26 protein-coding genes and 1 pseudogene are annotated in these 26383 nt (G+C 57.6%); 10 read left to right on the top strand and 17 right to left on the bottom strand.

Features of this window, described 5'->3' with window-relative positions:
- Window positions 1–14: 14 nt before the first annotated feature.
- A complete protein-coding gene (gene znuA, locus GT756_RS16295) occupies window positions 15–959 on the bottom strand; it encodes a zinc ABC transporter substrate-binding protein ZnuA (RefSeq protein WP_032431085.1) in 945 nt (314 codons plus the stop codon).
- A gap of 78 nt (window positions 960–1037) precedes the next feature.
- On the opposite strand from znuA, the gene znuC reads away from it, so the two are divergent.
- Window positions 1038–1790 carry a zinc ABC transporter ATP-binding protein ZnuC gene (gene znuC, locus GT756_RS16300; protein WP_160124923.1) on the top strand — a complete coding sequence of 251 codons (753 nt, stop codon included), beginning with the start codon at window positions 1038–1040 and terminating at the stop codon, window positions 1788–1790.
- Window positions 1790–2575, top strand: coding sequence for a zinc ABC transporter permease subunit ZnuB (znuB, locus tag GT756_RS16305; protein WP_004203408.1), 786 nt, complete (start codon window positions 1790–1792; stop codon window positions 2573–2575). The genes znuC and znuB overlap by 1 nt, the downstream gene beginning before the upstream one ends.
- A 63-nt stretch (window positions 2576–2638) precedes the next feature.
- Here the strand turns inward: znuB and ruvB are convergent, their stop codons facing one another.
- From ruvB to aspS, 6 genes are all read right to left on the bottom strand, one after another.
- A complete protein-coding gene (gene ruvB / locus GT756_RS16310; RefSeq protein WP_160124924.1) occupies window positions 2639–3649 on the bottom strand; it encodes a Holliday junction branch migration DNA helicase RuvB in 1011 nt (336 codons plus the stop codon).
- 8 nt (window positions 3650–3657) lie between these two features.
- Complete coding sequence (gene ruvA, locus GT756_RS16315) at window positions 3658–4269, bottom strand: Holliday junction branch migration protein RuvA (protein WP_002911454.1); 612 nt, start codon at window positions 4267–4269, stop codon at window positions 3658–3660.
- A gap of 79 nt (window positions 4270–4348) precedes the next feature.
- On the bottom strand, window positions 4349–4870 hold the full coding sequence (gene ruvC / locus GT756_RS16320) for a crossover junction endodeoxyribonuclease RuvC (protein ID WP_004203412.1): 522 nt from the start codon (window positions 4868–4870) through the stop codon (window positions 4349–4351).
- Between the two features lie 34 nt (window positions 4871–4904).
- Window positions 4905–5645, bottom strand: coding sequence for a YebC/PmpR family DNA-binding transcriptional regulator (locus tag GT756_RS16325; RefSeq protein ID WP_002911459.1), 741 nt, complete (start codon window positions 5643–5645; stop codon window positions 4905–4907).
- A 27-nt stretch (window positions 5646–5672) separates the two neighbouring features.
- Window positions 5673–6116 (bottom strand): dihydroneopterin triphosphate diphosphatase, encoded by a 444-nt coding sequence (gene nudB / locus GT756_RS16330; RefSeq protein WP_002911477.1) that lies wholly within the window; start codon window positions 6114–6116, stop codon window positions 5673–5675.
- Between the two features lies 1 nt (window position 6117).
- A complete protein-coding gene (aspS, locus tag GT756_RS16335; RefSeq protein ID WP_004203416.1) occupies window positions 6118–7905 on the bottom strand; it encodes an aspartate--tRNA ligase in 1788 nt (595 codons plus the stop codon).
- A 267-nt stretch (window positions 7906–8172) separates the two neighbouring features.
- Between aspS and GT756_RS16340 the strand changes: the two genes are divergently transcribed.
- The 5 genes from GT756_RS16340 to cmoB are packed head-to-tail and all read left to right on the top strand — an operon-like array spanning window position 8173 to window position 11786.
- Window positions 8173–8739: a hydrolase gene (locus GT756_RS16340; RefSeq protein WP_043520570.1), complete on the top strand. Its 567-nt coding sequence runs from the start codon at window positions 8173–8175 to the stop codon at window positions 8737–8739.
- Window positions 8736–9554, top strand: coding sequence for a DUF72 domain-containing protein (locus tag GT756_RS16345; protein ID WP_004203419.1), 819 nt, complete (start codon window positions 8736–8738; stop codon window positions 9552–9554). The genes GT756_RS16340 and GT756_RS16345 overlap by 4 nt, the downstream gene beginning before the upstream one ends.
- Window positions 9555–9606: 52 nt before the next feature.
- A complete protein-coding gene (locus GT756_RS16350; protein ID WP_004203421.1) occupies window positions 9607–10002 on the top strand; it encodes an MAPEG family protein in 396 nt (131 codons plus the stop codon).
- A gap of 39 nt (window positions 10003–10041) precedes the next feature.
- A complete protein-coding gene (gene cmoA / locus GT756_RS16355; protein ID WP_004203422.1) occupies window positions 10042–10785 on the top strand; it encodes a carboxy-S-adenosyl-L-methionine synthase CmoA in 744 nt (247 codons plus the stop codon).
- Complete coding sequence (gene cmoB, locus GT756_RS16360; RefSeq protein WP_017900222.1) at window positions 10782–11786, top strand: tRNA 5-methoxyuridine(34)/uridine 5-oxyacetic acid(34) synthase CmoB; 1005 nt, start codon at window positions 10782–10784, stop codon at window positions 11784–11786. The genes cmoA and cmoB overlap by 4 nt, the downstream gene beginning before the upstream one ends.
- Window positions 11787–11866: 80 nt before the next feature.
- Here the strand turns inward: cmoB and cutC are convergent, their stop codons facing one another.
- Both cutC and GT756_RS16370 read right to left on the bottom strand, forming a co-directional pair.
- Window positions 11867–12610 carry a copper homeostasis protein CutC gene (cutC, locus tag GT756_RS16365; protein WP_160124925.1) on the bottom strand — a complete coding sequence of 248 codons (744 nt, stop codon included), beginning with the start codon at window positions 12608–12610 and terminating at the stop codon, window positions 11867–11869.
- Between the two features lie 76 nt (window positions 12611–12686).
- Window positions 12687–13256 (bottom strand): VOC family protein, encoded by a 570-nt coding sequence (locus GT756_RS16370; protein ID WP_048295107.1) that lies wholly within the window; start codon window positions 13254–13256, stop codon window positions 12687–12689.
- 236 nt (window positions 13257–13492) lie between these two features.
- Here GT756_RS16370 and argS point away from each other — a divergent pair, with 236 nt between their 5' ends.
- The gene (gene argS, locus GT756_RS16375; RefSeq protein WP_004203428.1) at window positions 13493–15226 is read left to right on the top strand and encodes an arginine--tRNA ligase; all 1734 of its coding nucleotides are present in this window, start codon (window positions 13493–13495) and stop codon (window positions 15224–15226) included.
- 60 nt (window positions 15227–15286) lie between these two features.
- Here argS and GT756_RS16380 read toward each other — a convergent pair whose 3' ends face one another.
- Window positions 15287–16426, bottom strand: coding sequence for a glycoside hydrolase family 105 protein (locus GT756_RS16380; RefSeq protein WP_004203430.1), 1140 nt, complete (start codon window positions 16424–16426; stop codon window positions 15287–15289).
- Between the two features lie 4 nt (window positions 16427–16430).
- Entirely contained in the window at window positions 16431–18014 is a 1584-nt protein-coding gene (locus tag GT756_RS16385; protein ID WP_017900226.1) for an MFS transporter, read from the bottom strand.
- Between the two features lie 352 nt (window positions 18015–18366).
- On the opposite strand from GT756_RS16385, the gene uspC reads away from it, so the two are divergent.
- Window positions 18367–18795, top strand: a complete 429-nt coding sequence (gene uspC, locus GT756_RS16390) for a universal stress protein UspC (protein WP_004203433.1) — start codon at window positions 18367–18369, stop codon at window positions 18793–18795.
- 23 nt (window positions 18796–18818) lie between these two features.
- Here the strand turns inward: uspC and otsA are convergent, their stop codons facing one another.
- The 5 genes from otsA to GT756_RS16415 all read right to left on the bottom strand — a co-directional run bounded on the left by otsA (window position 18819) and on the right by GT756_RS16415 (window position 24718).
- Window positions 18819–20243, bottom strand: a complete 1425-nt coding sequence (gene otsA, locus GT756_RS16395) for an alpha,alpha-trehalose-phosphate synthase (protein WP_023318629.1) — start codon at window positions 20241–20243, stop codon at window positions 18819–18821.
- Window positions 20218–21006 (bottom strand): trehalose-phosphatase, encoded by a 789-nt coding sequence (gene otsB / locus GT756_RS16400; RefSeq protein ID WP_023318630.1) that lies wholly within the window; start codon window positions 21004–21006, stop codon window positions 20218–20220. The genes otsA and otsB overlap by 26 nt, the downstream gene beginning before the upstream one ends.
- A 161-nt stretch (window positions 21007–21167) precedes the next feature.
- Window positions 21168–22148 (bottom strand): L-arabinose ABC transporter permease AraH, encoded by a 981-nt coding sequence (gene araH / locus GT756_RS16405; RefSeq protein ID WP_106938910.1) that lies wholly within the window; start codon window positions 22146–22148, stop codon window positions 21168–21170.
- Between the two features lie 14 nt (window positions 22149–22162).
- Window positions 22163–23677 carry an L-arabinose ABC transporter ATP-binding protein AraG gene (araG, locus tag GT756_RS16410; RefSeq protein ID WP_004203440.1) on the bottom strand — a complete coding sequence of 505 codons (1515 nt, stop codon included), beginning with the start codon at window positions 23675–23677 and terminating at the stop codon, window positions 22163–22165.
- A gap of 60 nt (window positions 23678–23737) precedes the next feature.
- Window positions 23738–24718, bottom strand: coding sequence for an arabinose ABC transporter substrate-binding protein (locus GT756_RS16415; RefSeq protein ID WP_004203441.1), 981 nt, complete (start codon window positions 24716–24718; stop codon window positions 23738–23740).
- A gap of 892 nt (window positions 24719–25610) precedes the next feature.
- On the opposite strand from GT756_RS16415, the gene GT756_RS16420 reads away from it, so the two are divergent.
- Window positions 25611–26120: a non-heme ferritin-like protein gene (locus tag GT756_RS16420; RefSeq protein ID WP_032425947.1), complete on the top strand. Its 510-nt coding sequence runs from the start codon at window positions 25611–25613 to the stop codon at window positions 26118–26120.
- A gap of 103 nt (window positions 26121–26223) precedes the next feature.
- Here the strand turns inward: GT756_RS16420 and GT756_RS25940 are convergent.
- Window positions 26224–26358, bottom strand: a pseudogene (locus tag GT756_RS25940) (succinate dehydrogenase).
- Window positions 26359–26383: the final 25 nt, after the last annotated feature.

Here is a 26383-nt window from a genome sequence, read left to right on the forward strand (position 1 = left end):
TATTCACTTCCTCGTTAATCTCCTTTCAGGCAGCTCGAATACTGATTCGCCAGTTGGGTGAGGAATTGCGGGTAACTCGCTTTACCCAGCTTAATTCCGCTACCCAGTGGATCCAGGGTCCCCATGCGCACAGACGTGCCCCGGGCAACAGCTTCGATAACCGCTGGCCTGAACTGTGGCTCAGCAAAAACGCAAGTGGCTTTCTGCTCAACCAGTTGTGTTCTGATTTCGTGTAAACGCTGCGCACCAGGCTGTATTTCAGGATTGACGGTAAAATGCCCCAGCGAGGTTAAACCGTAGTGTTTTTCAAAGTAACCGTAGGCGTCATGAAAAACGAAATAACCCTTTCCTTTCAGCGGTGCCAGCTCATTGCTAACCTGCTTGTCGGTCGCCGCCAGTGCGGCCTCGAACTGCTGCAGGTTGCTGTCGAGTTTGGCTCGACTCTGCGGCATAAGTTCCAATAATTTATCGTGGATTGCAACCGCCGAAAGCCGCGCTATCTCTGGGGATAACCACAGATGCATATTGTAGATACCGTGATGGTGATCGCCGTCACTTTTTTCCGCTGCGCCATGGTCATGACCATGATGATCGTCATCATCGTCAGCGCCGGCGATCAGCAGCGGTTTGACCCCATCCAGCTCAGCGATGGTCACCTTTTTATTCGCCGCAATGCTTTGCGTCGACTTATCCATAAAGGCTTCCATTTCCGGACCGATCCACACCACTAAGTCTGCGTTCTGTAAGCGTTTTACATCGGAAGGACGCAGGGAATAATCATGCTCAGAGGCACCATCGGGCAGCAGCACCTGGGTGTCGGTGACCCCATCTGCGATGGCTGCTGCGATAAAGCCCAGCGGTTTCATGGAAGTCACCACGGCGGCGCTGGCCTGCGGTACCTGTGCGAACAAAAAAACAGCGCTAAGTCCAGCGCAAAGAAGCGTATTTTTATGTAACATAATGCGTCTAGTCATCGAAACGAGTGAGTGTGATGTGATATTATAACATTCACTAGCTTGTGCAACCCCTAAATGATTATGACAAACCTTGTAACGCTGGAAAATGTCTCGGTGCCCTTTGGCCAACGCCGCGTGCTGTCTGACATCTCGCTGGCTCTCACGCCAGGCAAAATATTAACCCTGCTGGGGCCCAACGGCGCCGGTAAATCGACGCTCGTGCGGGTGGTTCTCGGGCTGGTAGCACCGACACAGGGTGTTATCAAGCGCGAAGAACGCCTGCGGATCGGCTATGTACCGCAGAAACTGCATCTGGACGCCACGCTGCCGCTGACCGTCAGCCGCTTCCTGCGTTTACGTCCAGGCACCCGCAAAGACGACATCCTGCCGGCGCTGAAGCGCGTGCAGGCCGGGCATCTGATCGACGCGCCGATGCAGAAACTTTCCGGCGGCGAAACCCAGCGCGTGCTGCTGGCCCGCGCCCTGCTCAATCGTCCGCAGCTGCTGGTGCTGGATGAACCGACCCAGGGCGTCGACGTCAATGGCCAGGTGGCGCTCTACGATCTTATCGACCAGCTGCGCCATGAGCTGGACTGCGCGGTGCTGATGGTCTCCCACGACCTGCATCTGGTGATGGCCAAAACCGACGAGGTATTGTGCCTGAACCAGCATATCTGCTGCTCTGGCGCACCGGAAGTCGTCTCGATGCATCCGGAGTTTATCTCCATGTTCGGCCCGCGCGGCGCGGAACAGCTGGGGATCTACCGCCATCACCATAATCACCGCCACGATCTTCAGGGGCGAATTGTATTGCGTCGGGGAAACAGCCGCTAATGATTGAACTTCTCTTACCTGGCTGGCTGGCCGGGATGATGCTGGCCTGCGCCGCCGGCCCGCTGGGCTCCTTTGTGGTCTGGCGCCGCATGTCCTATTTCGGCGATACGCTGGCGCATGCGTCGCTACTCGGCGTCGCTTTCGGTTTACTGCTTAACGTCAATCCGTTTTATGCGGTGATCGCCGTGACCCTGCTGCTGGCCGGCGGGCTGGTATGGCTGGAAAAACGGCCGCATCTGGCGATTGATACCCTGCTGGGCATCATGGCGCACAGCGCGCTGTCCCTTGGGCTGGTGGTGGTCAGTCTGATGTCTAACGTCCGCGTCGATTTGATGGCGTACCTGTTCGGCGATCTGCTGGCGGTCACGCCGCAGGATCTGATCGCCATTGCTATTGGCGTGGTGATTGTGATTGGCATTCTGCTCTGGCAGTGGCGGAATCTGCTGGCGATGACCATCAGTCCGGACCTGGCGTTTGTCGATGGCGTGAAGCTGCAGCGGGTCAAGCTGCTGTTGATGCTGGTCACCGCCCTGACTATCGGCGTGGCGATGAAGTTCGTCGGGGCGCTGATCATCACTTCTCTGCTGATTATCCCGGCCGCTACCGCCCGCCGTTTTGCCCGCACGCCGGAGCAGATGGCCGCCGTGGCGGTGGGCGTGGGCATGCTGGCCGTCACCGGCGGGTTAACCTTCTCGGCTTTCTACGACACGCCGGCCGGGCCGTCGGTGGTGCTGAGCGCTGCGGTGCTGTTTATTCTCAGCATGACGAAAAAAGCCGCCAGCTAAAAGTGAAAAAGCCCGGTCGCGCTGCTGACCGGGCTTCACCATGAACGGCTCAACCACAACGCGCTACGGCATTTCCGGCGGCGTAATCCCGAAATGGTTCCAGGCGCGCACCGTCGCCATTCTTCCCCGCGGCGTACGCTGTAGAAAACCCTGCTGAATTAAGTAGGGCTCCAGCACATCTTCAATGGTTTCCCGCTCTTCGCCAATCGCGGCGGCGAGGTTATCCAGCCCCACCGGCCCGCCGAAGAACTTATCTATCACCGCCAGCAGCAGCTTGCGGTCCATATAGTCGAACCCTTCCGCATCGACGTTGAGCATATCCAGCGCCTGGGCGGCAATGTCGGCGGAGATAGTGCCGTCGTGGCGCACTTCCGCGAAGTCACGCACCCGGCGCAGCAGACGGTTGGCAATACGCGGCGTGCCGCGTGAACGGCGGGCCACTTCCAGCGCGCCCTCGTCGCTCATCTCCAGCCCCATATGGCGGGCGCTGCGGCTGACAATATGCTGCAGATCGGGGACCTGATAGAACTCCAGACGCTGCACGATGCCAAAGCGGTCGCGCAGCGGCGAGGTCAACGAACCGGCCCGGGTGGTGGCGCCGATCAGGGTAAACGGCGGCAGGTCGATTTTAATCGAGCGCGCCGCCGGACCTTCGCCAATCATGATATCCAGCTGGTAGTCTTCCATTGCCGGATAGAGCACCTCTTCCACCACCGGCGAGAGGCGATGGATCTCATCGATAAACAGCACATCGTGCGGTTCGAGGTTGGTGAGCATCGCGGCGAGATCGCCCGCTTTCTCCAGCACCGGGCCGGAGGTGGTACGCAGATTCACCCCCATTTCATTGGCGACGATATTGGCCAGGGTGGTTTTCCCCAACCCTGGCGGGCCAAAAATCAGCAGGTGATCGAGGGCGTCGCCGCGCAGCTTCGCCGCCTGGATAAAGATCTCCATCTGCGAACGCACCTGCGGCTGGCCGACATACTCTGCCAGCAATTTTGGGCGGATGGCGCGGTCAGCGGCCTCTTCGAAGCCGCTGCTGTCTGCCGATACCAGCCGGTCTGCTTCAATCATCCCTTACCTCACAACGCGGCGCGCAGCGCTTCGCGGATTAGCGTTTCACTGTTGGCGTCCGGACGCGCGATCTTGCTGACCATCCGGCTGGCCTCCTGCGGTTTATAGCCCAGCGCGACCAGCGCGGCAACCGCTTCCTGCTCGGCATCGTCCGCCGTCGGGCCTGCCGGCGAGGTTAGCACCAGATCGGCCGCCGGGGTGAACAGATCGCCGTGCAGCCCTTTGAAGCGGTCTTTCATCTCGACGATCAGGCGTTCAGCGGTTTTTTTACCAATCCCCGGCAGCTTCACCAGCGAGGCGACCTCTTCCCGCTCAACGGCGTTGACGAACTGCTGCGCCGACATGCCGGAGAGGATCGCCAGCGCCAGCTTTGGCCCTACGCCGTTGGTTTTAATCAACTCTTTAAACAGGGTACGCTCCTGTTTATTGTTAAACCCATACAGCAGCTGGGCATCTTCACGCACCACAAAGTGGGTGAAGACAATCGCCTCCTGCCCGGCCTCCGGCAGCTCATAAAAGCAGGTCATTGGCATGTGCACTTCATAGCCGACGCCCGCCGTTTCCAGCAACACCAGCGGGGGTTGTTTTTCGAGAATGATGCCTCTGAGTCTGCCTATCACGTGGGGCTCCTGCGTTATGGTCTAAGTATCTGGCGGTATCATAAAAAAAGGCTGGATAGATATCCAGCCTGATTTGCGATTATCGTAAGCGCCCTCGCGCCAGATTGAGCCGGGTCTCGCTGATCTGAGCGGCATTCTGACTGACATGGCAATGGGTGATGGCGATCGCCAGCGCATCCGCCGCATCCGCCTGCGGATTGGCAGGCAGCTTGAGCAAGGTGCGCACCATATGCTGGACCTGACTCTTTTCAGCGCTGCCAATGCCGACAACCGTCTGCTTAACCTGGCGGGCGGCGTATTCAAACACCGGTAGCGACTGATTGGTTGCCGCCACGATCGCCACCCCGCGCGCCTGCCCGAGCTTTAACGCCGAGTCGGCATTCTTGGCCATAAAGACCTGCTCAATGGCGAAAAAGTCGGGCTGGAACTGGGTGATGATCTCCGTCACCCCGGCGTAGATCAGCTTCAGCCGCGACGGCAGATCGTCCACTTTGGTGCGGATACAGCCGCTGCCAAGGTAGCTCAGCTGCCGGCCGACCTGACGGATCACGCCATAACCGGTAACGCGCGACCCCGGGTCAATGCCGAGAATAATAGCCATCACGCGCCTCCGGTGAACCGTGGATGCGGCTGCATCACAGGGTGGCTGCGACCTCGTCGGAGATCTCGCCGTTATGGTACACTTCCTGCACGTCGTCGCAGTCTTCGAGCATATCGATCAGACGCAGCAGCTTCGGCGCCGTCTCGGCATCCATATCCGCTTTGGTGGACGGGATCATCGAGACTTCAGCAGCGTCGGCTTTCAGGCCAGCGGCTTCCAGGGCGTCGCGCACGGCGCCCATCTCTTCCCATGCGGTGTAGACGTCGATCGCGCCGTCGTCATAGGTCACCACGTCTTCAGCGCCAGCTTCCAGCGCCGCTTCCATGATAGTGTCTTCATCGCCTTTCTCGAAGGAGATGACGCCTTTTTTGCTGAACAGGTAGGAGACAGAACCGTCGGTGCCGAGGTTACCACCGGTTTTAGTGAAGGCATGACGCACTTCCGCAACGGTACGGTTACGGTTGTCGGACAGACATTCCACCATCACCGCGGTGCCGCCAGGGCCATAGCCTTCGTAAATGATGGTTTCCATGTTCGCGTCTTCATCGCCGCCGACGCCGCGCGCGATGGCGCGGTTCAGAGTGTCGCGGGTCATGTTGTTAGACAGCGCTTTATCCACCGCCGCACGCAGACGCGGGTTGGACGCCGGATCGCCGCCGCCCAGACGCGCTGCGGTAACCAGTTCGCGAATGATTTTCGTAAAGATTTTACCGCGCTTGGCATCCTGTGCCGCTTTGCGGTGTTTGGTGTTGGCCCATTTACTATGACCTGCCATAAAAAACTCTCCAAAAAGCGCGCCCTTTCAGGCGGCGTTAATTACAAATTCTTCAATCGCCTGCCGGTTGCTCCACGACTTGGTCAGCGCAGCGGCTTCCGTCGCGCTGACCCAGCGGTAGGCCAGATGTTCGGTAAAGGTAATTTCCCGCTCATGAGGCAGCGCAAGACAGAACCAGAATTCCGTATTTCGCTCCACTCCCGGCGCATAGCGATGACGCAAATGAGAAAAGATCTCAAACTCCACCGTGCGCTGACAGTCGATTAAGGTCAGTTGCTCGCAGGCAACGTCAATGGCGACCTCTTCCTTTACTTCACGCGCGGCAGCCTGCAGCGCGGTCTCTCCTGCTTCCAGGCTGCCGGTGACCGACTGCCAGAACGCGGGATCGTCGCGCCGCTGCAACATCAGCACCCGTTTCGTATCTTCGGCGTAAATCACCACCAGCACCGAAACGGGCAGCTTAAATGACATATTACTTGTTCTCCAGAGACGCTTTTGCCTCTTTCTCCACAACCTGAATACCCAGTTCACCGAGCGCCGCCGGATTGGCGAAGCTTGGCGCTTCGGTCATCAGGCAGGCGGCCGCAGTGGTTTTCGGGAAAGCGATAACGTCGCGGATGTTATCGGTACCGGTCAGCAGCATGGTCAGACGGTCAAGACCGAACGCCAGGCCCGCATGCGGCGGGGTACCGTATTTCAGCGCATCGAGCAGGAAGCCGAATTTTTCACGCTGCTCTTGCTCGTTAATGCCCAGAATACCAAATACCGTCTGCTGCATGTCGCCGCGGTGGATACGCACCGAACCGCCGCCGACTTCATAACCGTTAATCACCATATCGTAGGCGTTGGCCACGGCCTCTTCCGGCGCGGCTTTCAGCTCGTCCGCCGTCATATCTTTCGGCGAGGTGAACGGATGGTGCATCGCCGTCAGGCCGCCTTCGCCGTCGTCTTCGAACATCGGGAAGTCGATCACCCACAGCGGCGCCCATTTGCTCTCGTCAGTCAGGCTCAGGTCTTTACCCAGCTTCAGACGCAGCGCGCCCAGCGCGTCGGCCACCACTTTCTTATTATCGGCGCCGAAGAAGATCATGTCTCCGTCCTGCGCGCCGGTGCGGTCAAGGATCGCTTCCACGATTTCAGCGGTGAGGAATTTGGCCACCGGGCTGTTGATCCCGTCCATGCCTTTGGCACGCTCGGTCACTTTAATATAGGCCAGCCCCTTCGCGCCGTAGATCTTCACAAAGTTGCCGTATTCGTCAATCAGCTTGCGGGTCAGAGAAGCCCCGCCCGGAACGCGCAGCGCCGCCACACGCCCTTTCGGATCGTTGGCCGGGCCGGCAAAGACCGCGAACTCCACCGATTTCAGCAGGTCGGCGACGTCCACCAGCTCCATCGGGTTACGCAGATCCGGTTTATCGGAACCGTAGCGACGTTCGGCTTCGGCGAAGGTCATGATCGGGAAATCGCCCAGGTCGACGCCTTTAATCTCCAGCCACAGCTGACGCACCATCGCTTCCATGATCTCACGCACCTGCGGCGCGGTCATAAAGGAGGTTTCCACGTCGATCTGGGTAAATTCAGGCTGACGGTCGGCACGCAGGTCTTCATCGCGGAAGCATTTGACGATCTGATAGTAGCGGTCGAAGCCGGACATCATCAGCAGCTGTTTAAACAGCTGCGGCGACTGCGGCAGCGCGTAGAATTTGCCTTTATGCACGCGGGAGGGCACGAGGTAATCGCGGGCGCCTTCCGGGGTGGCTTTGGTCAGCATCGGGGTTTCGATGTCGAGGAAGCCATGGTCATCCATAAAGCGGCGCACAAAGCTGGTGATTTTCGCGCGGGTCTTCAGACGCTGCGCCATTTCCGGACGACGCAGGTCGAGGTAGCGGTATTTCAGACGCGCTTCTTCGGTGTTGACGTGATTGGAGTCCAGCGGCAGCGATTCTGAGCGGTTAATGATCGTCAGATCGGAAGCCAGCACTTCGATAGCGCCGGTGGCCATGTCCGCGTTGATGTTTTTCTCTTCACGCGCGCGAACGGTGCCAGTGACCTGAATGCAGAACTCATTACGCAGTTCAGAGGCTAACTTCAACGCATCCGCACGATCCGGATCGAAAAACACCTGAACGATGCCTTCGCGGTCGCGCATATCGATAAAAATGAGGCTACCGAGATCGCGACGGCGGTTGACCCAACCACACAGAGTCACCTGCTGCCCAACGTGGGACTGTCGAAGCTGTCCGCAATATTCTGTACGCATGAGATATCCCTTAACTTAGCCGTCGGCGGATTGTCGTCTGCCCTGCAGGCGACGAGGTCGCAGCTTTAGCTGATGTCACAACTGAATGAAAAAAGGCGGCTATTATACTGGAAATTCTGTCGTTCGATAAGTCCGACGCACGATGTACGCTGCTTTGCTGCGCGCTTAACGTCCACACTCACATAAATTAACAAAATTTGTTACCCTTTTGCTGAAGCCGCAAAGGTATTGTAGCCGCCTGACAACAGATGAAGATACGGGGATACCATGTTAGAACTCAATGCGAAAAACACGGCGCTGGTGGTGATCGATCTGCAGGAAGGCATTCTGCCTTTCGCCGGCGGCCCACATCGGGCTGACGAGGTGGTGGCGTGCGCCGCTCGCCTGGCAGACAAATGCCGGCAACAGGGTTCGCCGGTGATCATGGTCCGCGTCGGCTGGTCGGCCGATTTCGCCGAAGCGCTGAAACAGCCTGTCGACGCTCAGGCCGGGGCGCATACGCTGCCTGAGAACTGGTGGGCCTATCCGGCCGCGCTAGGTAAACAAGAGCGCGATATCGAAGTGACCAAACGCCAGTGGGGCGCGTTCTATGGCACCGACCTTGAGCTTCAGCTGCGCCGCCGCGGTATCGACACCATTATTCTCTGCGGCATCTCCACCAACATCGGCGTCGAATCCACCGCCCGCAACGCCTGGGAGCTGGGCTTTAACCTGGTCATCGCTGAAGATGCCTGCAGCGCCGCCTCCACCGAACAGCATCAGGGCAGCATGACGCATATTTTCCCGCGCATCGGCCGCGTGCGCAGCACCGAGGAGATCCTCGCCGCGTTATGATTTATATTGGGCTTCCCCAGTGGTCGCACCCGAAATGGGTGCGCCTTGGCATCACCAGCCTTGAAGAGTACGCCCGCCACTTCAACTGCGTCGAGGGCAACACCACCCTGTATGCGCTGCCCAAGCCGGAGATTGTCGCCCGCTGGTACGAGCAGACCCACGATGACTTCCGCTTCTGCTTTAAATTCCCGGCGACTATCTCGCACCAGGCCGCCCTGCGCCATTGCGACGAGTTAAGTAGTGAATTCTTCACCCGCCTGGCGCCGCTGGCCTCGCGCATCGGCCAGTACTGGCTGCAGCTGCCGGCGACCTTCGGCCCTCGCGATCTCCCCGCGCTATGGCACTTTCTCGATGGGCTGCCGAAGGATTTCACCTACGGCGTCGAAGTTCGTCACCCCGAGTTCTTCGCCAAAGGGGAAGCGGAACAGCAGCTCAACCGCGGGCTGCACCAGCGCAACGTCAACCGCGTGATCCTCGACAGCCGCCCGGTCCACAGCGCCGCGGCCACCAGTCCGGCGATGATCGACGCGCAACAAAAGAAACCGAAGGTGCCGGTGCATGCAGTGATGACCGCCCGGCAGCCAATGGTGCGCTTTATTGGCGGCGACGATATGGTCCATAATCGGGAACTGTTTCGCGTCTGGCTGCAGACGCTGCCGAAATGGCATCAGTCGGGGACGCCGTGGCTGTTCCTCCATACCCCCGACATTGCTTACGCGCCGGCGCTGGTGGATACCCTGTGGGGCGATCTGCGCGCTGCCCTGCCGGCGCTAGGAAATGCGCCGTCGATTCCGCAGCAATCTTCTCTTTTCTGATATCCTGCTATCATATCCGGAGCCATCTGCCAGAGTTAAAGGGAGTTTTCGTATGGTCAGCGCGCTGTATGCCGTTTTAGGTGCGTTATTGTTAGTGAAGTTCTCATTTGACGTGGTGCGTTTGCGCACCCAATACCATGTAGGCTATGGCGACGGCGGCTTCAGCGAGCTGCAGGTCGCCATCCGCGTTCACGGCAATGCCGTCGAATATGTGCCGATTGGCCTCATTTTGCTGTTATTTATGGAGATGAACGGCGCCCAGACCTGGATGGTGCACGTTTGCGGCATTTTATTGATCCTCGGACGACTGATGCACTCCTGGGGTTTTCATCACCGTGTCTACCACTGGCGCCGCTCCGGCATGAGCGCCACCTGGTGCGCGTTGTTGCTGATGGTGCTGGCCAATCTCTGGTATATGCCCTGGGAGTTGGTTTTCTCCCTCCGTTAGCGCACAATACGCCGTTTTCGTTTTTTCGGGTTTAACGTTATGTCTCACCGCGATACGCTTTTTTCCGCGCCGATTGCCAGCCTCGGCGACTGGACCTTTGATGAACGGGTTGCTGAAGTCTTCCCCGATATGATCCAGCGTTCTGTGCCTGGCTACTCCAATATCATCTCGATGATCGGCATGCTGGCTGAGCGCTTCGTTCAGCCCCACACCCAGGTTTACGATCTTGGCTGTTCGCTGGGCGCCGCCACTCTTTCCGTGCGCCGCAATATTAGCCACCCGGGCTGCCGCATTATCGCCATCGATAACTCCCCGGCGATGGTGGAGCGCTGCCGTCGCCATATTGACGCCTATAAAGCACCGACGCCGGTCGAGGTGATTGAAGGGGATATCCGCGATGTGGCCATTGAAAACGCCTCGCTGGTGATCCTGAACTTTACCATTCAGTTCCTTGAGCCGGGCGATCGCCAGGCGATCCTCAATAAAGTCTATCAGGGGCTGAATCCCGGCGGCGCGCTGGTGCTCTCGGAGAAATTTAGCTTCGAAGACGCCCACGTCGGCGAGCTGCTGTTCAATATGCATCATGACTTTAAGCGCGCGAACGGCTACAGCGAGCTGGAGATCAGTCAAAAACGCAGCATGCTGGAAAATGTAATGCTGACCGACTCTGTGGAAACCCATAAAAAACGCCTGCGTCAGGCTGGGTTCGAACATGCCGAACTGTGGTTCCAGTGCTTTAACTTTGGCTCACTGGTGGCAGTAAAATCCGGGGAGCAGGCATGATCGACTTCAGTAACTTCTATCAGCTGATCGCCAAAAGCCCGCTGTCTCACTGGCTGGAGACGCTGCCTGCCCAGGTAGCCGCCTGGCAGCGCGAGGCCCTGCACGGCAAGTTTCGCGAATGGGAGCGCGCCGTTGAGTTTCTTCCGGAATTAACGCCCTGGCGTCTGGACCTCCTGCACAGCGTCACCGCCGAAAGCGAAACGCCGCTCAGCGAAGGCCATCGGCTGCGGATAGAAAACCTGCTTAAAAACCTGATGCCATGGCGCAAAGGCCCTTATTCGCTGTACGGCATCAACATCGATACCGAATGGCGCTCCGACTGGAAATGGGAGCGCGTCCTGCCGCATCTGTCCGATCTTAGCGGACGGACCATCCTCGACGTGGGCTGCGGCAGCGGCTATCACATGTGGCGGATGATCGGCGCGGGCGCGCATCTGGCGGTCGGCATCGATCCCACCCAGCTGTTCCTGTGCCAGTTTGAAGCGGTGCGTAAGCTGCTTGGCAACGACCAGCGGGCGCATCTCCTGCCTCTGGGCATCGAGCAGCTCCCGGCGCTGGAGGCCTTCGACACCGTGTTCTCGATGGGCGTGCTCTACCACCGCCGCTCGCCGCTGGATCATCTGTGGCAGCTGAAAGATCAGCTGGCGCCGGGAGGCGAGCTGGTGCTGGAGACGCTGGTGGTCGAAGGGGATGAAAATACGGTGCTGGTTCCGGGCGACCGTTATGCGCAGATGCGCAACGTCTATTTTATCCCCTCGGCGGCGGCCCTGAAAATGTGGCTGGAGAAGTGCGGATTTATCGATGTGCGCATCGTCGACGCCTGCGTCACCTCGACGGAGGAGCAGCGGCGCACAGAATGGATGACCAGCGAATCGCTGGCCGATTTCCTCGACCCGCGGGATCAGCGCAAAACCGTGGAAGGCTATCCGGCGCCATTACGGGCTGTGATCATTGCCACTAAACCGGAAACCCAGCAGTCGCTGGCAAAAAAAGCGAGATAAAAAAAGGCCCCTGTTTAATGGGCAGGGGCCTGGTACGGGCAATCATCATATTGGGCGACATGATGTGCAGCAAAAACCGTTTAACTTCTGTTAGCGGAAATTATCTTTTTCATCTCCGCCACCGCTGCGCCATTCACGGCGTAGCGTCTGTATTCGTCCGCATCGGGATCGGCTGACATCGAAACGCCTGGATGACGAAAGCGCATTTCCGATGGCAACCACTGGCCTGCAGAGCTATGAACCTCTTTCACCCCCGCCTGCAGAAACAGCGGCAGGTTCGCGGCGCGCACTCCCGCACCGGCCATAATGATTGGAGTATCCCCTGCGGCAATAAGTTCCGTAATTAATGAAATACCTTTCTCCGCCGAGGATTGCTGACCGGAAGTCAGGATACGTTTAACCCCCAGCTCACCCAGCGTCTTCCAGGCCTGACGCGGGTCGGCGCACAGATCGAACGCGCGATGAAAGGTCACCGCCAGCGGCCCGGCCGCAGCCATTATTTTTTTCATCCGCGGGATATCGACCTGACCATCGACATTCAGTACGCCGGTCACCAGCCCGGGAAAGCCGAGCTCCCGCACCATGCGGATGTCGCTAAGCATCGCGGCGAACTCCTCTTCGGTATAGCTGAAGTCGCCGCCACGCGGGCGGATAATCGGATGCACCGGGATAGTAATCGCCTCGCGGACCGAGACCAGCACCCCGTAAGAGGGGGTTAATCCCCCTTCCTGCGGCGCGGCACAGAGTTCAATACGATCGGCGCCGCAGCGCTCAGCTTCCCTGGCGCACGCCATGCTGTAACAACAAACTTCCAGTACCGCCATTCCTCACTCCCTGATTCAGACAACTTTCTTAGCATGTCATGATTTCACGCGGCAGACGCCGCGCAGCTTCACACTGTTACGTATCGGCTTGCTCGCTGGCGACGATTTGTTCAATAGACCACGGATGAAATTTGACCGTCACGCTGCCGTCGGTGACCGCCAGGGTGGGATTAGGCAGGCGCTCGTGTTCCCCTTTCGGCGAGCTGGTTTTGACGACGATCCCCGGCTGGCTGAGTCCGTCATCGGCCAGCAGCGCCAGAGCGCGGGCATTTAAGGTAGCCGGATCGCCGGGCAGGACAATTTCGATATGCTCCCAGCCTTCATGGGGATAGCGCTTTTCACCCGGCCACGGCAGCTCAACGATATGGAAGCGCCAGTGCGCTACGCAGACCGGCTCCGCCAGTTTAAACAGGCAGATAGGCCGGCCGTTGATTATATTCTCCGACAGCAGAGTGCCGCACTGCGCCAGACCACTGCGCCAGCGCTCCGCGGTAGCGTTCTGATGACAGCGCAGGGAGATATGGTCGGCGTCGAGTCCGCCGATCTCCAGTCCCAGTCGCGCAGCGAAGCGCTGCAGCGCATCGGAAAATCGCGGGAGATCCGCCGTAATATCGGCCAGTTGTTCAATCTGCTGCCAGTTCGCCATGGGTTTGCTCGTCAATTAGGTTCGTCAATAATAAAAAGGCTAATCTACCGTGTTTCCGGCCGCGGACCAACCGCCACCCTGCCGATGCGTGACTGACCGGCGATGGATTGCCCACGCCGCCGGGCCGCGCGCGATGCTGACGGACGGGGACAAATGCAGTATACTCCCGCCCTAATTTGTCCACATTCCGGCGCCGCCTCCCTCGGGGGCTGGCGCATTACACGTAAGGTATTCCGGTGAATATTCAGGCTCTTCTCTCAGAAAAAGTCAGCCAGGCCCTGATCGCGGCAGGCGCGCCTGCCGATTGCGAACCTCAGGTCCGCCAGTCAGCAAAAGTTCAGTTCGGTGACTATCAGGCCAACGGCGTGATGGCTGTCGCCAAAAAACTGGGCATGGCGCCGCGACAACTTGCAGAGCAGGTACTGTCTCATCTTGACCTCAACGGCATTGCCAGCAAGGTTGAAATCGCCGGGCCGGGCTTTATCAATATTTTCCTTGACCCCGCGTTCCTGGCGGACAACGTCAACCGCGCGCTGCAGTCCGAACGCCTGGGCGTCGCCACGCCGCAGGTACAGACCATCGTCGTCGACTACTCGGCGCCGAACGTGGCGAAAGAGATGCACGTCGGCCATCTGCGTTCGACCATCATTGGCGATGCCTCGGTCCGTACCCTGGAGTTTCTTGGCCATAAGGTGATCCGCGCCAACCACGTCGGCGACTGGGGCACCCAGTTCGGCATGCTGATCGCGTATCTTGAAAAACAGCAGCAGGAAAACGCCGGTGAGATGGCCCTGGCCGACCTCGAAGGTTTCTATCGCGAAGCGAAAAAACACTACGACGAAGACGAAGCCTTCGCCGAGCGCGCACGCAGCTACGTGGTTAAGCTGCAGGGCGGCGATGAGTACTTCCTGCAGATGTGGCGTAAGCTGGTCGACATCACCATGTCGCAGAACCAGATCACCTACGATCGCCTGAATGTGACGCTGACCCGCGATGACGTGATGGGCGAAAGCCTGTATAACCCGATGCTGCCGGGGATCGTCGCCGATCTGAAAGCCAAAGGGCTGGCCGTTGAGAGCGAAGGCGCCACCGTGGTGTTCCTTGATGAGTATAAAAACAAGGAAGGCGAACCGATGGGCGTCATCATCCAGAAAAAGGATGGCGGCTACCTCTATACCACCACCGATATCGCCTGTGCGAAGTATCGCTATGAAACGCTGCACGCCGACCGCGTGCTCTACTACATCGACTCCCGTCAGCACCAGCACCTGATGCAGGCGTGGACCATCGTGCGCAAGGCAGGCTATGTGCCGGACTCCGTGCCGCTGGAGCACCATATGTTCGGCATGATGCTGGGTAAAGACGGCAAGCCGTTTAAAACCCGCGCCGGCGGCACCGTGAAGCTGGCGGATCTGCTGGACGAAGCGCTGGAGCGCGCGCGTCGCCTGGTGGCCGAGAAGAACCCGGAGATGTCCGCTGATGAGCTGGAAAATCTGGCGAAAGTGGTGGGTATCGGCGCGGTGAAATATGCCGACCTGTCGAAAAACCGCACCACCGACTACGTTTTCGACTGGGATAATATGCTGGCGTTCGAAGGCAACACCGCGCCGTATATGCAGTATGCCTATACCCGCGTGCTCTCCGTGTTCCGCAAAGCCGGCATTGACGAAAACGCCCTCACCGACGCACCGGTGGTGATTGCAGAAGATCGCGAAGCCCAGCTGGCCGCGCGCCTGCTGCAGTTTGAAGAGACCCTCTCCGTGGTCGCTCGCGAAGGGACGCCGCACGTGATGTGCGCCTACCTCTACGATCTGGCGGGCCTGTTCTCCGGTTTCTACGAGCACTGCCCGATCCTCAGCGCAGAGAGCGAAGCGACCCGCAACAGCCGCCTGAAGCTGGCGCTGCTGACGGCGAAAACCCTCAAGCTGGGTCTTGATACCCTCGGTATCGAAACCGTCGAGCGTATGTAAAACCAACCCGGCGAAAGCCGGGTTAGTTTTTTCAGGCGCCGCGCCAGCGGGCTCTCTTGCTCAAAAATACTTGCGCAGATACTCGGTCAGACAGAGGATCGCCATCGCCTGGCCGTAGGGCATCGAGGTGAGTGGGATCTGGCGATAGAAATCGAGGTCTGACCCCATGCCGGTGCCAAAGGAAGTCTGCAGCAGCTCCCCCTGCGGCGATATATTCTGCACAATTCCGCGAATCGCTTTTTCTGCCACCCCGGCATAGTGCTGCCCGACATATCGCTTGCGCACCGCTTTAAGTATGCCGTAGGCAAAGCCGGCGGTCGCCGAAGCCTCAGGATAAGAGTGCGGGTCGTCCAGCAGGGTATGCCACAGGCCGCTGTCATCCTGGCATTTCGCTAAAGCGGCAATTTGCGCGTTCAGCACCTCGGTCAGATAGCGCCGTACCGCATTCCCTTCTGGAAGATCCACTAACTCAAGAAAATCCGGGATCACCATGGTTAGCCAGCTGTTGCCCCGTGCCCAGCGCGCCCGGGCAAAGTTATGCCGACCGTCATAGCTCCAGCCGTGAAACCACAGTCCGGTTTCCCGGTCCATCAGGTTTTGCACATGAAGCAGGAACTGATAGGTCGCCTCCTCCACATAATGCGGACGGTGAAGCAGCTTGCCTATTTTGGCTAACGGCAACACGGTCATCATCAGCGTGTCATCCCACATTTGCTGGTGGTTCTCTTCCGCCAGGGTGATGTGCTGCATACCGCCCTGCTCGGTACGCGGCATCTCATACATCGCCCACTCCGCCCAGCTCTCCAGCCACGGCAGATACGCCTTACATCCGGTCTCTTCAAAGCGATAAGCCAGGGTCAGGAACGGCGCCATGGTGTTGACGTTTTTGGTCGTTGCCCCCTCGGCGAAGCGGTCGGCAAACCAGCGGTCGATGATATCGCGCATCTCGATATCGCCGGTTTGCTGATAATACTGATAGATGCCGTACAGCCCTACGCCGTGGGTCCACTCCCAGCCGGCCCAGCCTTTGGTATCAATAACGCGCCCGTCATCCAGGCGCAGTAAAAATTGCCCGCTCTCATCCTTAATATTCACCAGGTTTTGCGTCACGTTGCGGATCAGCGCCTGCAGTTCGCTGCGGGCGATAAAACGCTCAGGCTGACAGAGTAATGGGCTATGTTTGACCGGCCAAACTTTCATGTTGTTAACCTCGGGTATATGTCGAATTCAAAGCGCCGCCCTGGGTGAGCGCCGGGGCAGCAGGTTTATGACGATTCAGATAGCCAATATTGTTATTCCCCCACAGGCAGTCGTAGGGCATCCCCGCCAGCATCTCGACCACCGCGCGGTGTTCCGCACTGGTCAGCTCCGGCCGGGCGTGACCGCTTTCGCGCATTCTGAGGGTTTCGCTGCGCAGGACGCTGTGGGTGTGCAGATTGAGTTTGAAGCGCAGTGAAACGAGGAAACCGCAGGCTAACACCACCAATGTACCGACGCTGAGGATCAGCAGAATGGTATGGCTGACCCCTTCAGGCTGTATTTTTTGCCCGGAGACAAATCCCGACAGTTGCATAATGATGCCCACCAGCATCACCGCCCCCGCCTGCGAGGCTTTGCGGGTCAGGGTCATGATGCCGGCAAAAATCCCCTCCCGGCGCTGGCCGGTGATCGCTTCATCGACGTCGGCAATATAGGTGTAGGTATTCCACGGCACGTAGTTAATCCCGCCGCGTCCCAGTCCGGCGACAGCAGAGATGAGCAACAATAATGAATAGACGTCGCTCAGTCCGGCGTAATAGAGCAGCGCATAGGAGAGCGAACTCAGGCCAAAGAGGACCACCACCATGCGGTACGACGGCGCGGGGCCAAAGCGAATGCACAGCGGGATCATGGCGATCACGGCAATAAACTGGAAAATCGCCATCGTCCCCAGCAGATTCGAGGCGACAGAAGCTTCCTGCATCAGAACAAAGACCACGTAATAGGTAAACACGGCATTGAAGACGTCCTGGGCGATATAGCCCCCCAGATACATGCCGAGGTGCTGGCGGAAAATTTTTATCCGCAGCGTAGAGCTCAGCTCAATCACCAGGCGATTGAGGCTCTGGGCGAGAGTGAGGTTCTGTTTTTCCGCTTCCGCCCGCAGCGCCGCCTCTGACCAGGCCTCACGCGGCCGCTCCCAGGTGAAACACCAGACGAAGGTCAGCATCACCGCGCACAGGACCGAGAACACCAGACTGGCATAAAAGAACGAGCTGGCATTGTCTTTGCCGAGCCAGGTAAGGAGGATCCCCGGCAGAAAGGAGGCTAAAATCGCCGACATTTGCGCCATTGAGATGCGCGCGCCGGAGAATTTGGTTTTCTGTTTAAAGTCATCGGTCATCTCCGGCACCAGCGTCTCGTAGGGCACCAGAATCATGGTGTAGACCATATCAAACAGCAGATAGGTGACCAGGTAGTACCAGAATCCCATCTCGCCGACCCACATCGCCGAGTAGCTGAATACGCAGGGGATGCCGAGCAGAATAAAGAATTTTCTGCGGCCGAAGCGCTTGCCGAGCCAGGTGGTGCCGAAGTTATCGGTGAGAAAGCCCATCAGCGGGCTCACCACCGCATCCAGTACGCGGGCGGAAGCGAATATAAGCGTGGCTTCTATCGGGGAGAGTCCGCAGAAGGTGGTGTAAAAGTAGAGCAGCCATGCGGCGGTTAGCGCCGTGGTGCCGGCGCCGAGGAAATCGCCCGCGCCGTAGGCCAGGTAGTTAGCCAGTCCAATCTTTCGTGTTTTCATCGCCGTGATCCTGTGTCTTTTTTTAAGAGAACGCCGACAATCTTTCCGGATTTGCCACCGGAAGGGAGTGGGTACCTGGCTACACTAAAAGCAGTGAAACGACGTTACCTTTGTGTTTTTGCCACGGAAGAACCGCCGATGGCAAAATGACAAAGAGACGATGTCTCAACTTCACTCATTTATAAAACAGCATTTCTTTTAAATAAAAAATTAGGTTCATTTATGTGATCTTGTCGGGGAAACACGGACTGGCGAAGAGCGTCGCAAATCACGGGAGCGGCCCTTGCGTAGCAGGGTAAACAGGAGTAAAGAAGGAAAGAAAGGGTTATTCCGCGTATCTCAAGGAGGCCAGATGCCTTATTCACATCTGCTGGTTGCCGTCGCGCCAACGCCGGAGAGTCAGGTATTAATTAAAAAAGCGGTGTCAATTGCCCGCCCCGTGAACGCGAAAGTGAGCTTTATCACCCTCGCCACGGATCCGGAGCTGTATAACCAGTTCGCCGCGCCGATGATGGAAAATCTGCGCGAGGTGATGCAGGAAGAGACGCGTGATTTTCTCAACGAGCTGGCGCGTCACGCGGACTACCCGATAGAAAAAATGACCATCGCCTGCGGCGAACTGGGCCATCATATTAAGGACTTCTGCCGGTCACACCAGGTCGATCTGGTGATCTGCGGCAATCATAATCATTCCCTTTTTTCGCGCGCCACCTGCTCGGCGAAAAATATCGTCGGCAGCTGCGGCGTCGATGTCCTGCTGGTTTCCCTTGAAAAGGGCTAACGCCGGTTAGCCCTTTTCCTGAACTAGGCCAGTTTAGGGAACGTGGCTATCTTCCCCCGCAGGCGGCTCTCCTCGCTGCGCGGCGAAATATGCTGCAGATCGTCGACAAAGCGCGCCTGCCAGTTATGAATATCATTTTCTCTGATCACTTCCAGCATCGCGGAATGACGGGCAATACGTTCCGCCAGCGGCATGCTTAGGGCGCGATCCAGCGCGGCGGCAACCTCGTCGCGATCGTAGGGATTGACGATCAGGGCGCTGTTCAGCTCCTGCGCCGCGCCGGCAAACTGCGACAGGACCAGTACGCCAGGGTTATCCGGATCTTGCGCCGCCACGTATTCCTTCGCCACCAGGTTCATGCCATCGCGCAGCGGCGTCACCAGCCCAACGTCAGAGTAGCGGAAGACCTTCATCAGCAGCTTACGGTCAAAATGCTGGTTCAGATAGTAAAGCGGAGTCCAGCCAAGCTGGCCGAACTGGCCATTGATGCGTCCGGCTGCGGTTTCCAGCTGGTGGCGGATATCCTGATAGGCCTGCACATCGCCGCGGGACGTCGGCGCGATCTGGGTATAACGGATCTTGCCGTGATGCTGAGGATACTTCTCGAGCAGCGTCTCATAGGCGAGAAACCGCTCCGGCAACCCTTTCGAGTAGTCAAGGCGCTCCACCGAGAAGATATTCTTCACGTTTTTGAGCTCGTTTTTCAGCTGGACCAGCTTCGGCGGCAGCGGACCTTTGGCGTTGCGCGTAATCTCGTCCGGATCGATCCCTATCGGATAAACCTCGGTGCTAAACGCTTTACCCCACGCCTGATAGCGTTTGTCTCCGAGGTCGGAGAGTCGGGTCTGCATGGCAATGCTGTCGAGAAAGGCGGTTCTGTCGCTTTCAGTCTGGAAGCCCAACAGATCGTAGTCGCACAGTTGCTCCAGCAGCTCAGCGTGCGGCGGTAGCGCGTTAAAAATCTCCGGCGTCGGGAAAGGAATATGCAAGAAGAAGCCGATGCGGTTGTTGACCCCGCGCTTGCGCAGTTCGCTGGCGAAGGGCAGCAGATGGTAATCATGGATCCACAACGTATCATCTGGCTCGATCAGCGGTAGAAGCTTGTCCGCCAGCATGGCGTTAACTCGCTGATATCCCTCCCAGGCTTCGCGCTGGAAGCTGACCAGATCAAGACGATAGTGGAAGGCCGGCCACAGCACGGCGTTAGAGAACTGGTTGTAGTATTCATCATGGTCACGTTCGTTAAGGTTGAACGATGCCCATGAAATATTTCCGCGGGAGACCTGCTTCAGCGGCTGCTGGTCATCGCCAATTTCGCCGCTCCAGCCAAACCACAGACCCCCTGCCGCTTTCAGTGCCCCCAGAATGCCGACGGCCAGACCGCCAGCGCTCGATTTTTTATCGTCCGGTAAGGCGATACGGTTAGAGACTACGACTAAACGACTCATGGTCATCCCTCCTTTCGGTTTGCGCGTCATACGCCAGATGTTGCAACCACGTCCTTACGGCGGCGGCATCCGCCAACCGCCAGTGCGCCTGAGTTTCCCCGGCGCCAACTTTTATCGACATTCCCTGCAGTTGATTCACCACGCTGAATCCCGCCTCGTCGGTCAAATCATCGCCGACAAAAACCGGTTCGCGACCGGCAAACGGCGCCTCCTGCATGAAGGCAGTGATCGCCTCCCCTTTGTTGACACCGCGGGGTTTAATCTCCACCACGCACTTGCCAAGCTGCAGCGCCAGCAGCGGGTAGCGCTGAACAATGCGCTGCGCCAGCTCCAGCACCGCGGTCTGCTGCTGCGGGGCCTGACGGTAGTGCAGCGCGAAGGCCATCTCTTTACTCTCCAGCTCGCACCCGGGGAGCGCCTGCAGCGCCGAGGTCAGCTCAGCCGCGATTTCATCGCGCAGGGCCGACGGCAGAGAGACAATATAGGTTTTGCCATTGATATCACGGCGCTCGGCCCCGTGAACGCCGGCCAGCGGTAGCCGCCAGGGATGGGTCAGCGCGTCAAGTTCAGCCATTGAGCGCCCTGAAATCAATGCCACCGCCCCGCCCTGCTGCCGGGCCAGCGCGTTGAGCGCCTGCAGCGTGTTGTCGGGTATCACCACCTGATCGGGGTGCGGCTGGATATCGGCAAGAGTACCGTCGAGGTCAAAGAAAAAAGCGTAGTTTCCGGTTAGCGCAGGCGGTACAGATATCTGGTTATCCACCCTGTTTCCTCCTTATCATGGCCAGCCGAAGCTGGTTGTTAATTATATGTTAGCCATGTAAGTATAGACAGTGTGACCAACCTCGCCATTTTTGATAGATACCGCCAGCGAAACGGGCGCTGGCGGCAATTACTCTGTAGACTTAAAAGTTATGCCTGAAATCAGGCCGCACGTTTGGCTTTTTGTTTGTAGCGGTCAAAGATCACCGCCGCCAGCAGGATGACCCCGCGCACGACGTATTGCGAGAACGGCGAGATGTTAAGCAGGTTCATCGCATTCTCCACGGTCCCGAGGATCAGGATCCCGGCCACCACGTAGGAGATCTTGCCGATCCCGCCCTTCAGCGACACCCCGCCCAGCACACAGGCCGAAATAACAATCAGCTCATAGCCAATCGAAGTCATCGGCTGGCCGCTGGTCATTCGCGACGCCAGGATTATCCCCGCCGCGGCCGACACCAGACCGGAGAGCACAAAGATAATAATCTTGGTGCGCACCACCGGAACGCCGGCCAGACGCGCCGCTTCTTCATTGCCGCCTATAGCCAGCGTATTACGACCAAAGGTGGTTTTGTTTAGTAATAATCCGAAAACCACCAGGCAGGCGACCGTCAGCCAGATCGGCGCCGGCAGACCAAACCAGTTGGCGTAACCGAGGGTGAAGAAGCGCTCATCTTCGATCCCCACCGCTTTACCGTCGGAGATAATGTAGGCCAGGCCGCGGACAATCTGCATAGTGGCCAGCGTGGTGATCAGGGCGTTTATCTTCAGACGGGCAATGACGAAGCCGTTGACCAGGCCACTGACCGCCCCCAGCAGCAGACCGGCGGCAATCCCCAGCCACAGGCTTTCGCTCAGGTTAATCACCACCGCGGTAGTGACCCCGGCACAGGCGATAACCGACGCCACCGACAGGTCGAAATCGCCGGAGGCCAGGCAGAAGAGCATGCCGCAGGCCACCATCCCGGACATCGAGATCGCCAGCCCCAGCCCCTTCATATTGACGAATGAGGCAAAGTTAGGCACAAAAATTACGCAGCCGATAAACAGCACCGCAAACACCACCAGCATGCCAAACTGATCCCAGATACGGGAAAAGCTAAAGGCAGAGCGGGTAGCGCCGGACGTAGTCACTGATGACATCATTTACTCCTTACTCAGGCGACAGCCTGACTCACTTTTGGCATCGCAAGGCTTAACGCCTGCTGTTCATTGGCTTCTTCATGCAGCAGTTCGCCGGCGACTTGCCCTTCACGCATCACCACGATGCGGTCGGCGACGCCCAGCACTTCCGGCAGGTCGCTGGAGGCAAATACCACGGCGACACCGGCGGCGGCGAGGCCATATATCACGTTGTAAATTTCATGTTTGGCGCCGACATCGATGCCGCGGGTGGGCTCATCGAGCAGGATCACCTTCATCTCTTCCGACAGCCAGCGGCCAAGGATCGCTTTCTGCTGGTTGCCGCCAGACAGGTTCATGATCAGCTGTTCCGGGCCCGGCGTTTTAATGTTCAGCGACTGGATATGCTGATCGGCGTTGTCCGCCTCCCAGGCGTTGTTGATCAGGCAGCCGGCGTGGATATGCTTGCGCCGGGCGCTGATATTGATATTGTCGCGCACGGAGTGAACCGGAATAATCCCCTCCGCTTTACGATCTTCCGGACACAGCATCATCCCGGCCTGGATGGCCTGGGCCGGTTTGCGGATGTCGACGGGCTGGCCATCGATATACACCTGACCGCCGGTGATCCGCGTCCCGCCGAACAGACCTTTCATCAGTTCGCTGCGCCCGGCGCCCACCAGCCCGAACAGGCCGACGATTTCGCCACTGCGCACCGAGAGGCTGACCGGCGTGCGCACGCCCGGGGCTTTGACCTCCTCCAGACGCAGCCGCTCTTCGCCATAGGGACGAGGTTTCCAGCCGTAAATATCACCCAGATTGCGCCCGACCATCGCCTGGACCAGCGCGTCGTGGCTGACGCTCGACATATCGTCAAAGGTGCAGACGTAGCGACCATCCTTAAAGACGGTGATGGCATCGCTGAGGGCAAAAATTTCTTCCATCCGGTGTGAGACATAGATGATGACCCGCCCCTCCTCCCGTAGCTCGCGGATAACGCGAAACAGGTTATCGATCTCCCGGGCGGAGAGCGAGCTGGTCGGTTCATCGAAGGCGATAATCTTGGCATTACGCGCCAGCGCTTTGGCAATCTCCACCATCTGCCACTGGCCAATGGAGAGATACTTCAGCGGCGTCTCCGGGTCGATATCCAGCCCCAGATGCTCCAGCTGCAGACGGGCCTCATAGTTGAGCAGCGAGCGGTTGACGATGCCGCCTTTGTGCGGCAGCTGGCCAAGATAGATATTTTCGGCGACGGTCATCTCCGGGATCAGATGCAGCTCCTGATAGATAATCGCCACGCCGGCGTTGAGCGCCGCCATCGTATTAGTGAACGCCATCTGCTGGCCGCCGATCTGCAGGTGGCCAGCGGTGGGGATGTAGTTACCGCTGAGAATTTTCAACAGCGTCGATTTGCCTGCGCCATTTTCGCCCATCAGCGCGTGGATCTGTCCTGGGTAGCAGTCAAAACTGATATCGGACAAGGCCTTTACGCCAGGGAACGTCATGGTGATGCCGCGAAATGAGAGATAAGGGGTAGACTGTTGCATAACGACTCCGCTCTTCTGCACTCAGCCCCCGCCGCGGCGGGGGCCAGTTCAACCGGGCTGTTACAGCCCTTTTTTCGCCAGCTCTTCTTTGAAGTTATCGCGGGTAATCAGCACCACATCGGTCACCGCAGTGAACTTCGGCGGCTCAACGCCCTTGGTGACCCAGTTGTAGAGCATTTCACTGGTTTTATAGCCATGGATGTCCGGGCTTGGCAGCAGGGAGCCATAGAAGCCGGTCGGCTGCGCCTTCGACAGTTCGTTGACAGCATCCACGCCGTTGATGCCAATACCAATCACATCCGGCGCTTTAAAGCCCTGCCCTTCTGTGGCACGCACGCCGCCAAGCACAGTGTTATCGTTCATCCCAACGATCAGCCAGTGTTTCACCTGCGGGTGCTGGACCAGCATTGAGTTACCGGCGTCAAACGCCCCCGGGATATCGTTAGATTTTGTCGGAACGCGGTAGATTTGCGCTTCCGGGAAGCCGGCCGCCTTCAGGGCATCGATGGAGCCGGTGGTGCGACGACGGGCGGTGTCCAGCTCATCGGCGGTGATGGCCATCACCGCAGTGTCTTTGACATCCCAGCCGCGTTTCTGCATTTCTTTATACAGCTCCTGTCCCTGGCGGGCGCCAATTTCGCTGGCCGCCATCATCACCAGCGGCACGCTCTCCATCGGTTTACCTTTGGCGTTGACGAACTGGTCATCGACGGTAATCACCTTCATGTCATAGCCGCGTGCTTTAGCGACTATCGCCGAGCCGAGCTTAGGATCGGGGGTACAGATGACAAAGCCCTTCGCGCCGCTGGCCGCCAGGCTATCGATGGCGTTCAGGGTTTTCTCACCATCCGGTACCGCTATTTTAATGACGTCAAAGCCTAAATCTTTTCCTGCTTTATCAGCAAATTTCCACTCGGTCTGGAACCATGGCTCTTCCGGCTGTTTCACCAGAAAACCTAATTTAAGGTTTTCCGCCATAGCTGATTGTGACATAACCGCTGCGAGACCAATGGCCGCCAGCGCTTTAGTAAATTTGTGCATGGTAAACTCCAGCTTTAATTCGCTTTCATGTAGGGAAAAATCGGAATTAACTTTTTTATCAGCATCAAAACAAGGCATTAGAAAAATCGCATCCCCTACTGCCGTTGTTAGAGTAGTAATACCCGGAAATTATTTCTCCATACGAGAGCATTATCACATCGCGGAATTACAGTAATTGCGTACATAGATTTAGCAAAAAAAGACATAAAAAAAGACATAATTGTCATACAATTTAACCAGTGAATAGCAGGATCATCTATACCACCAGCAGGCTTATCCTTGTGATGTCAGTGGGTGTTTAACAGAGGGTTACGGCACTGTTATAACCAGCGGCTAAGGGGGTCGCAGCGGCGGTCGACTGCCCGCCGGCGCTGTTGTGCAACAGACGCGCGCCGCCAGTCCAGCGTCGGCCGTTTTATATCGCGATAAAACGGATCTTTTGCGTAATTTATTCCGAATTGATAAAAGATATTCCCGCTGCATAGAAAAGCCTGCAACAAAAAATAAAAATAATTATCATCACAACGAAACATTGCCCTCTGAAATAACTTATAGCTTTGAGTTATACGATGAATCTCGTAGTCAAATATCTATAACTTATACCTGACACACCGCACCCACGCCCCAGCCTGAGCCGCAATCCCACTGCATGTCGTCATGCAGGAATAATGGTGTAACAAAACGTAAATTATCCATCTTGAGAGTTTTCTTAATCGCATTCAGCGAGTATTCTTAAATTGTCGGCAAGTGGAAAAATTACCCGACTCATACGGAATGTGTAGAGTTTTATTATTCTGCAACAGTGCAGCGCGTCACTCTTTTATCCTGTTGTTTGCTCCAGGAACCGTTGACGCGCACCAGTAACCCCTTCCCGGTTAATAAGGATATTTTTATGGCAGTTCCAGGAATGGCACAAAAGCTAAACACCCAGATGAACCTTGAGTTCCACGCCTCTAACGTTTACCTGAACTTAAGCGAGTGGTGTGCCCGGCATCGCTTCGACGGCGCCGCGACATTTCTGCGCAACCGCGCGCAATGCAGCATCACCCTCACCATGCGCGTATTTGACTATCTGAAAAAAGCCGGCAGCTGGCCGATAGTCAATCCCGACCGCGCCTGTAATCCCGAATGTACCTCGCTGGAAGATCTCTTTACCCAAACCCTGGTCGATTACCGCCAGCGGAGCAGTATGCTGAGCGGTCTCGCCGAGGAAGCCAAAGCGCAGAGCGATGACAACACCTGGCGTTTTCTGACCCGCCTGGCGGAAGAGCAGCAGCAGGATGGGCTGCTGCTGCAAAGCGTGCTCGAGGAAATTCGCAATGCCGACAAAGCCGGGATAGGTATGGAACAGACCGATCGCCGTCTGATGACCCTCGTCGGAGCGTCACAGAACCCCCACTAATCAGACGCGCCGGGCCTTTCTCGCCCGGTCAGGGGGAGCGCGTTCGCGCTGCCCCGCCCTGTTTATTAATCCGTTCTTGCTATTCTCCCCTGCTATTTATTCCTCAAACGAATAAAAAAGTTTTAACTCGATCCCATTCCCTCGTCACCGTTACCCCTTAGGGGGGATTAGTGAGCGCGGTCACTTTTTGTTGAGTCATAAAGAAATATAAAAACACTGTTTCAAAAATATAAAACACGAGGTTTGTTTTTTATGGCTAGATA

The organism is Klebsiella sp. Q2, assembly GCF_009900705.1.
Taxonomy (GTDB): domain Bacteria; phylum Pseudomonadota; class Gammaproteobacteria; order Enterobacterales; family Enterobacteriaceae; genus Klebsiella; species Klebsiella quasipneumoniae.

Coding starts and splice junctions, on each gene's coding strand:
- cmoA (WP_004203422.1), top strand. CDS start 10,042: ATGTCTCACCGCGATACGCTTTTTTCCGCGCCGATTGCCAGCCTCGGC.
- GT756_RS16420 (WP_032425947.1), top strand. CDS start 25,611: ATGGCAGTTCCAGGAATGGCACAAAAGCTAAACACCCAGATGAACCTT.
- aspS (WP_004203416.1), bottom strand. CDS start 7,905: ATGCGTACAGAATATTGCGGACAGCTTCGACAGTCCCACGTTGGGCAG.
- araG (WP_004203440.1), bottom strand. CDS start 23,677: ATGCAACAGTCTACCCCTTATCTCTCATTTCGCGGCATCACCATGACG.
- znuC (WP_160124923.1), top strand. CDS start 1,038: ATGACAAACCTTGTAACGCTGGAAAATGTCTCGGTGCCCTTTGGCCAA.
- otsA (WP_023318629.1), bottom strand. CDS start 20,243: ATGAGTCGTTTAGTCGTAGTCTCTAACCGTATCGCCTTACCGGACGAT.
- GT756_RS16350 (WP_004203421.1), top strand. CDS start 9,607: ATGGTCAGCGCGCTGTATGCCGTTTTAGGTGCGTTATTGTTAGTGAAG.
- znuA (WP_032431085.1), bottom strand. CDS start 959: ATGTTACATAAAAATACGCTTCTTTGCGCTGGACTTAGCGCTGTTTTT.
- GT756_RS16415 (WP_004203441.1), bottom strand. CDS start 24,718: ATGCACAAATTTACTAAAGCGCTGGCGGCCATTGGTCTCGCAGCGGTT.
- GT756_RS16345 (WP_004203419.1), top strand. CDS start 8,736: ATGATTTATATTGGGCTTCCCCAGTGGTCGCACCCGAAATGGGTGCGC.
- ruvC (WP_004203412.1), bottom strand. CDS start 4,870: ATGGCTATTATTCTCGGCATTGACCCGGGGTCGCGCGTTACCGGTTAT.
- cmoB (WP_017900222.1), top strand. CDS start 10,782: ATGATCGACTTCAGTAACTTCTATCAGCTGATCGCCAAAAGCCCGCTG.
- nudB (WP_002911477.1), bottom strand. CDS start 6,116: ATGTCATTTAAGCTGCCCGTTTCGGTGCTGGTGGTGATTTACGCCGAA.
- znuB (WP_004203408.1), top strand. CDS start 1,790: ATGATTGAACTTCTCTTACCTGGCTGGCTGGCCGGGATGATGCTGGCC.
- GT756_RS16385 (WP_017900226.1), bottom strand. CDS start 18,014: ATGAAAACACGAAAGATTGGACTGGCTAACTACCTGGCCTACGGCGCG.
- uspC (WP_004203433.1), top strand. CDS start 18,367: ATGCCTTATTCACATCTGCTGGTTGCCGTCGCGCCAACGCCGGAGAGT.
- ruvB (WP_160124924.1), bottom strand. CDS start 3,649: ATGATTGAAGCAGACCGGCTGGTATCGGCAGACAGCAGCGGCTTCGAA.
- cutC (WP_160124925.1), bottom strand. CDS start 12,610: ATGGCGGTACTGGAAGTTTGTTGTTACAGCATGGCGTGCGCCAGGGAA.
- GT756_RS16340 (WP_043520570.1), top strand. CDS start 8,173: ATGTTAGAACTCAATGCGAAAAACACGGCGCTGGTGGTGATCGATCTG.
- GT756_RS16325 (WP_002911459.1), bottom strand. CDS start 5,645: ATGGCAGGTCATAGTAAATGGGCCAACACCAAACACCGCAAAGCGGCA.
- araH (WP_106938910.1), bottom strand. CDS start 22,148: ATGTCATCAGTGACTACGTCCGGCGCTACCCGCTCTGCCTTTAGCTTT.
- GT756_RS16380 (WP_004203430.1), bottom strand. CDS start 16,426: ATGAAAGTTTGGCCGGTCAAACATAGCCCATTACTCTGTCAGCCTGAG.
- GT756_RS16370 (WP_048295107.1), bottom strand. CDS start 13,256: ATGGCGAACTGGCAGCAGATTGAACAACTGGCCGATATTACGGCGGAT.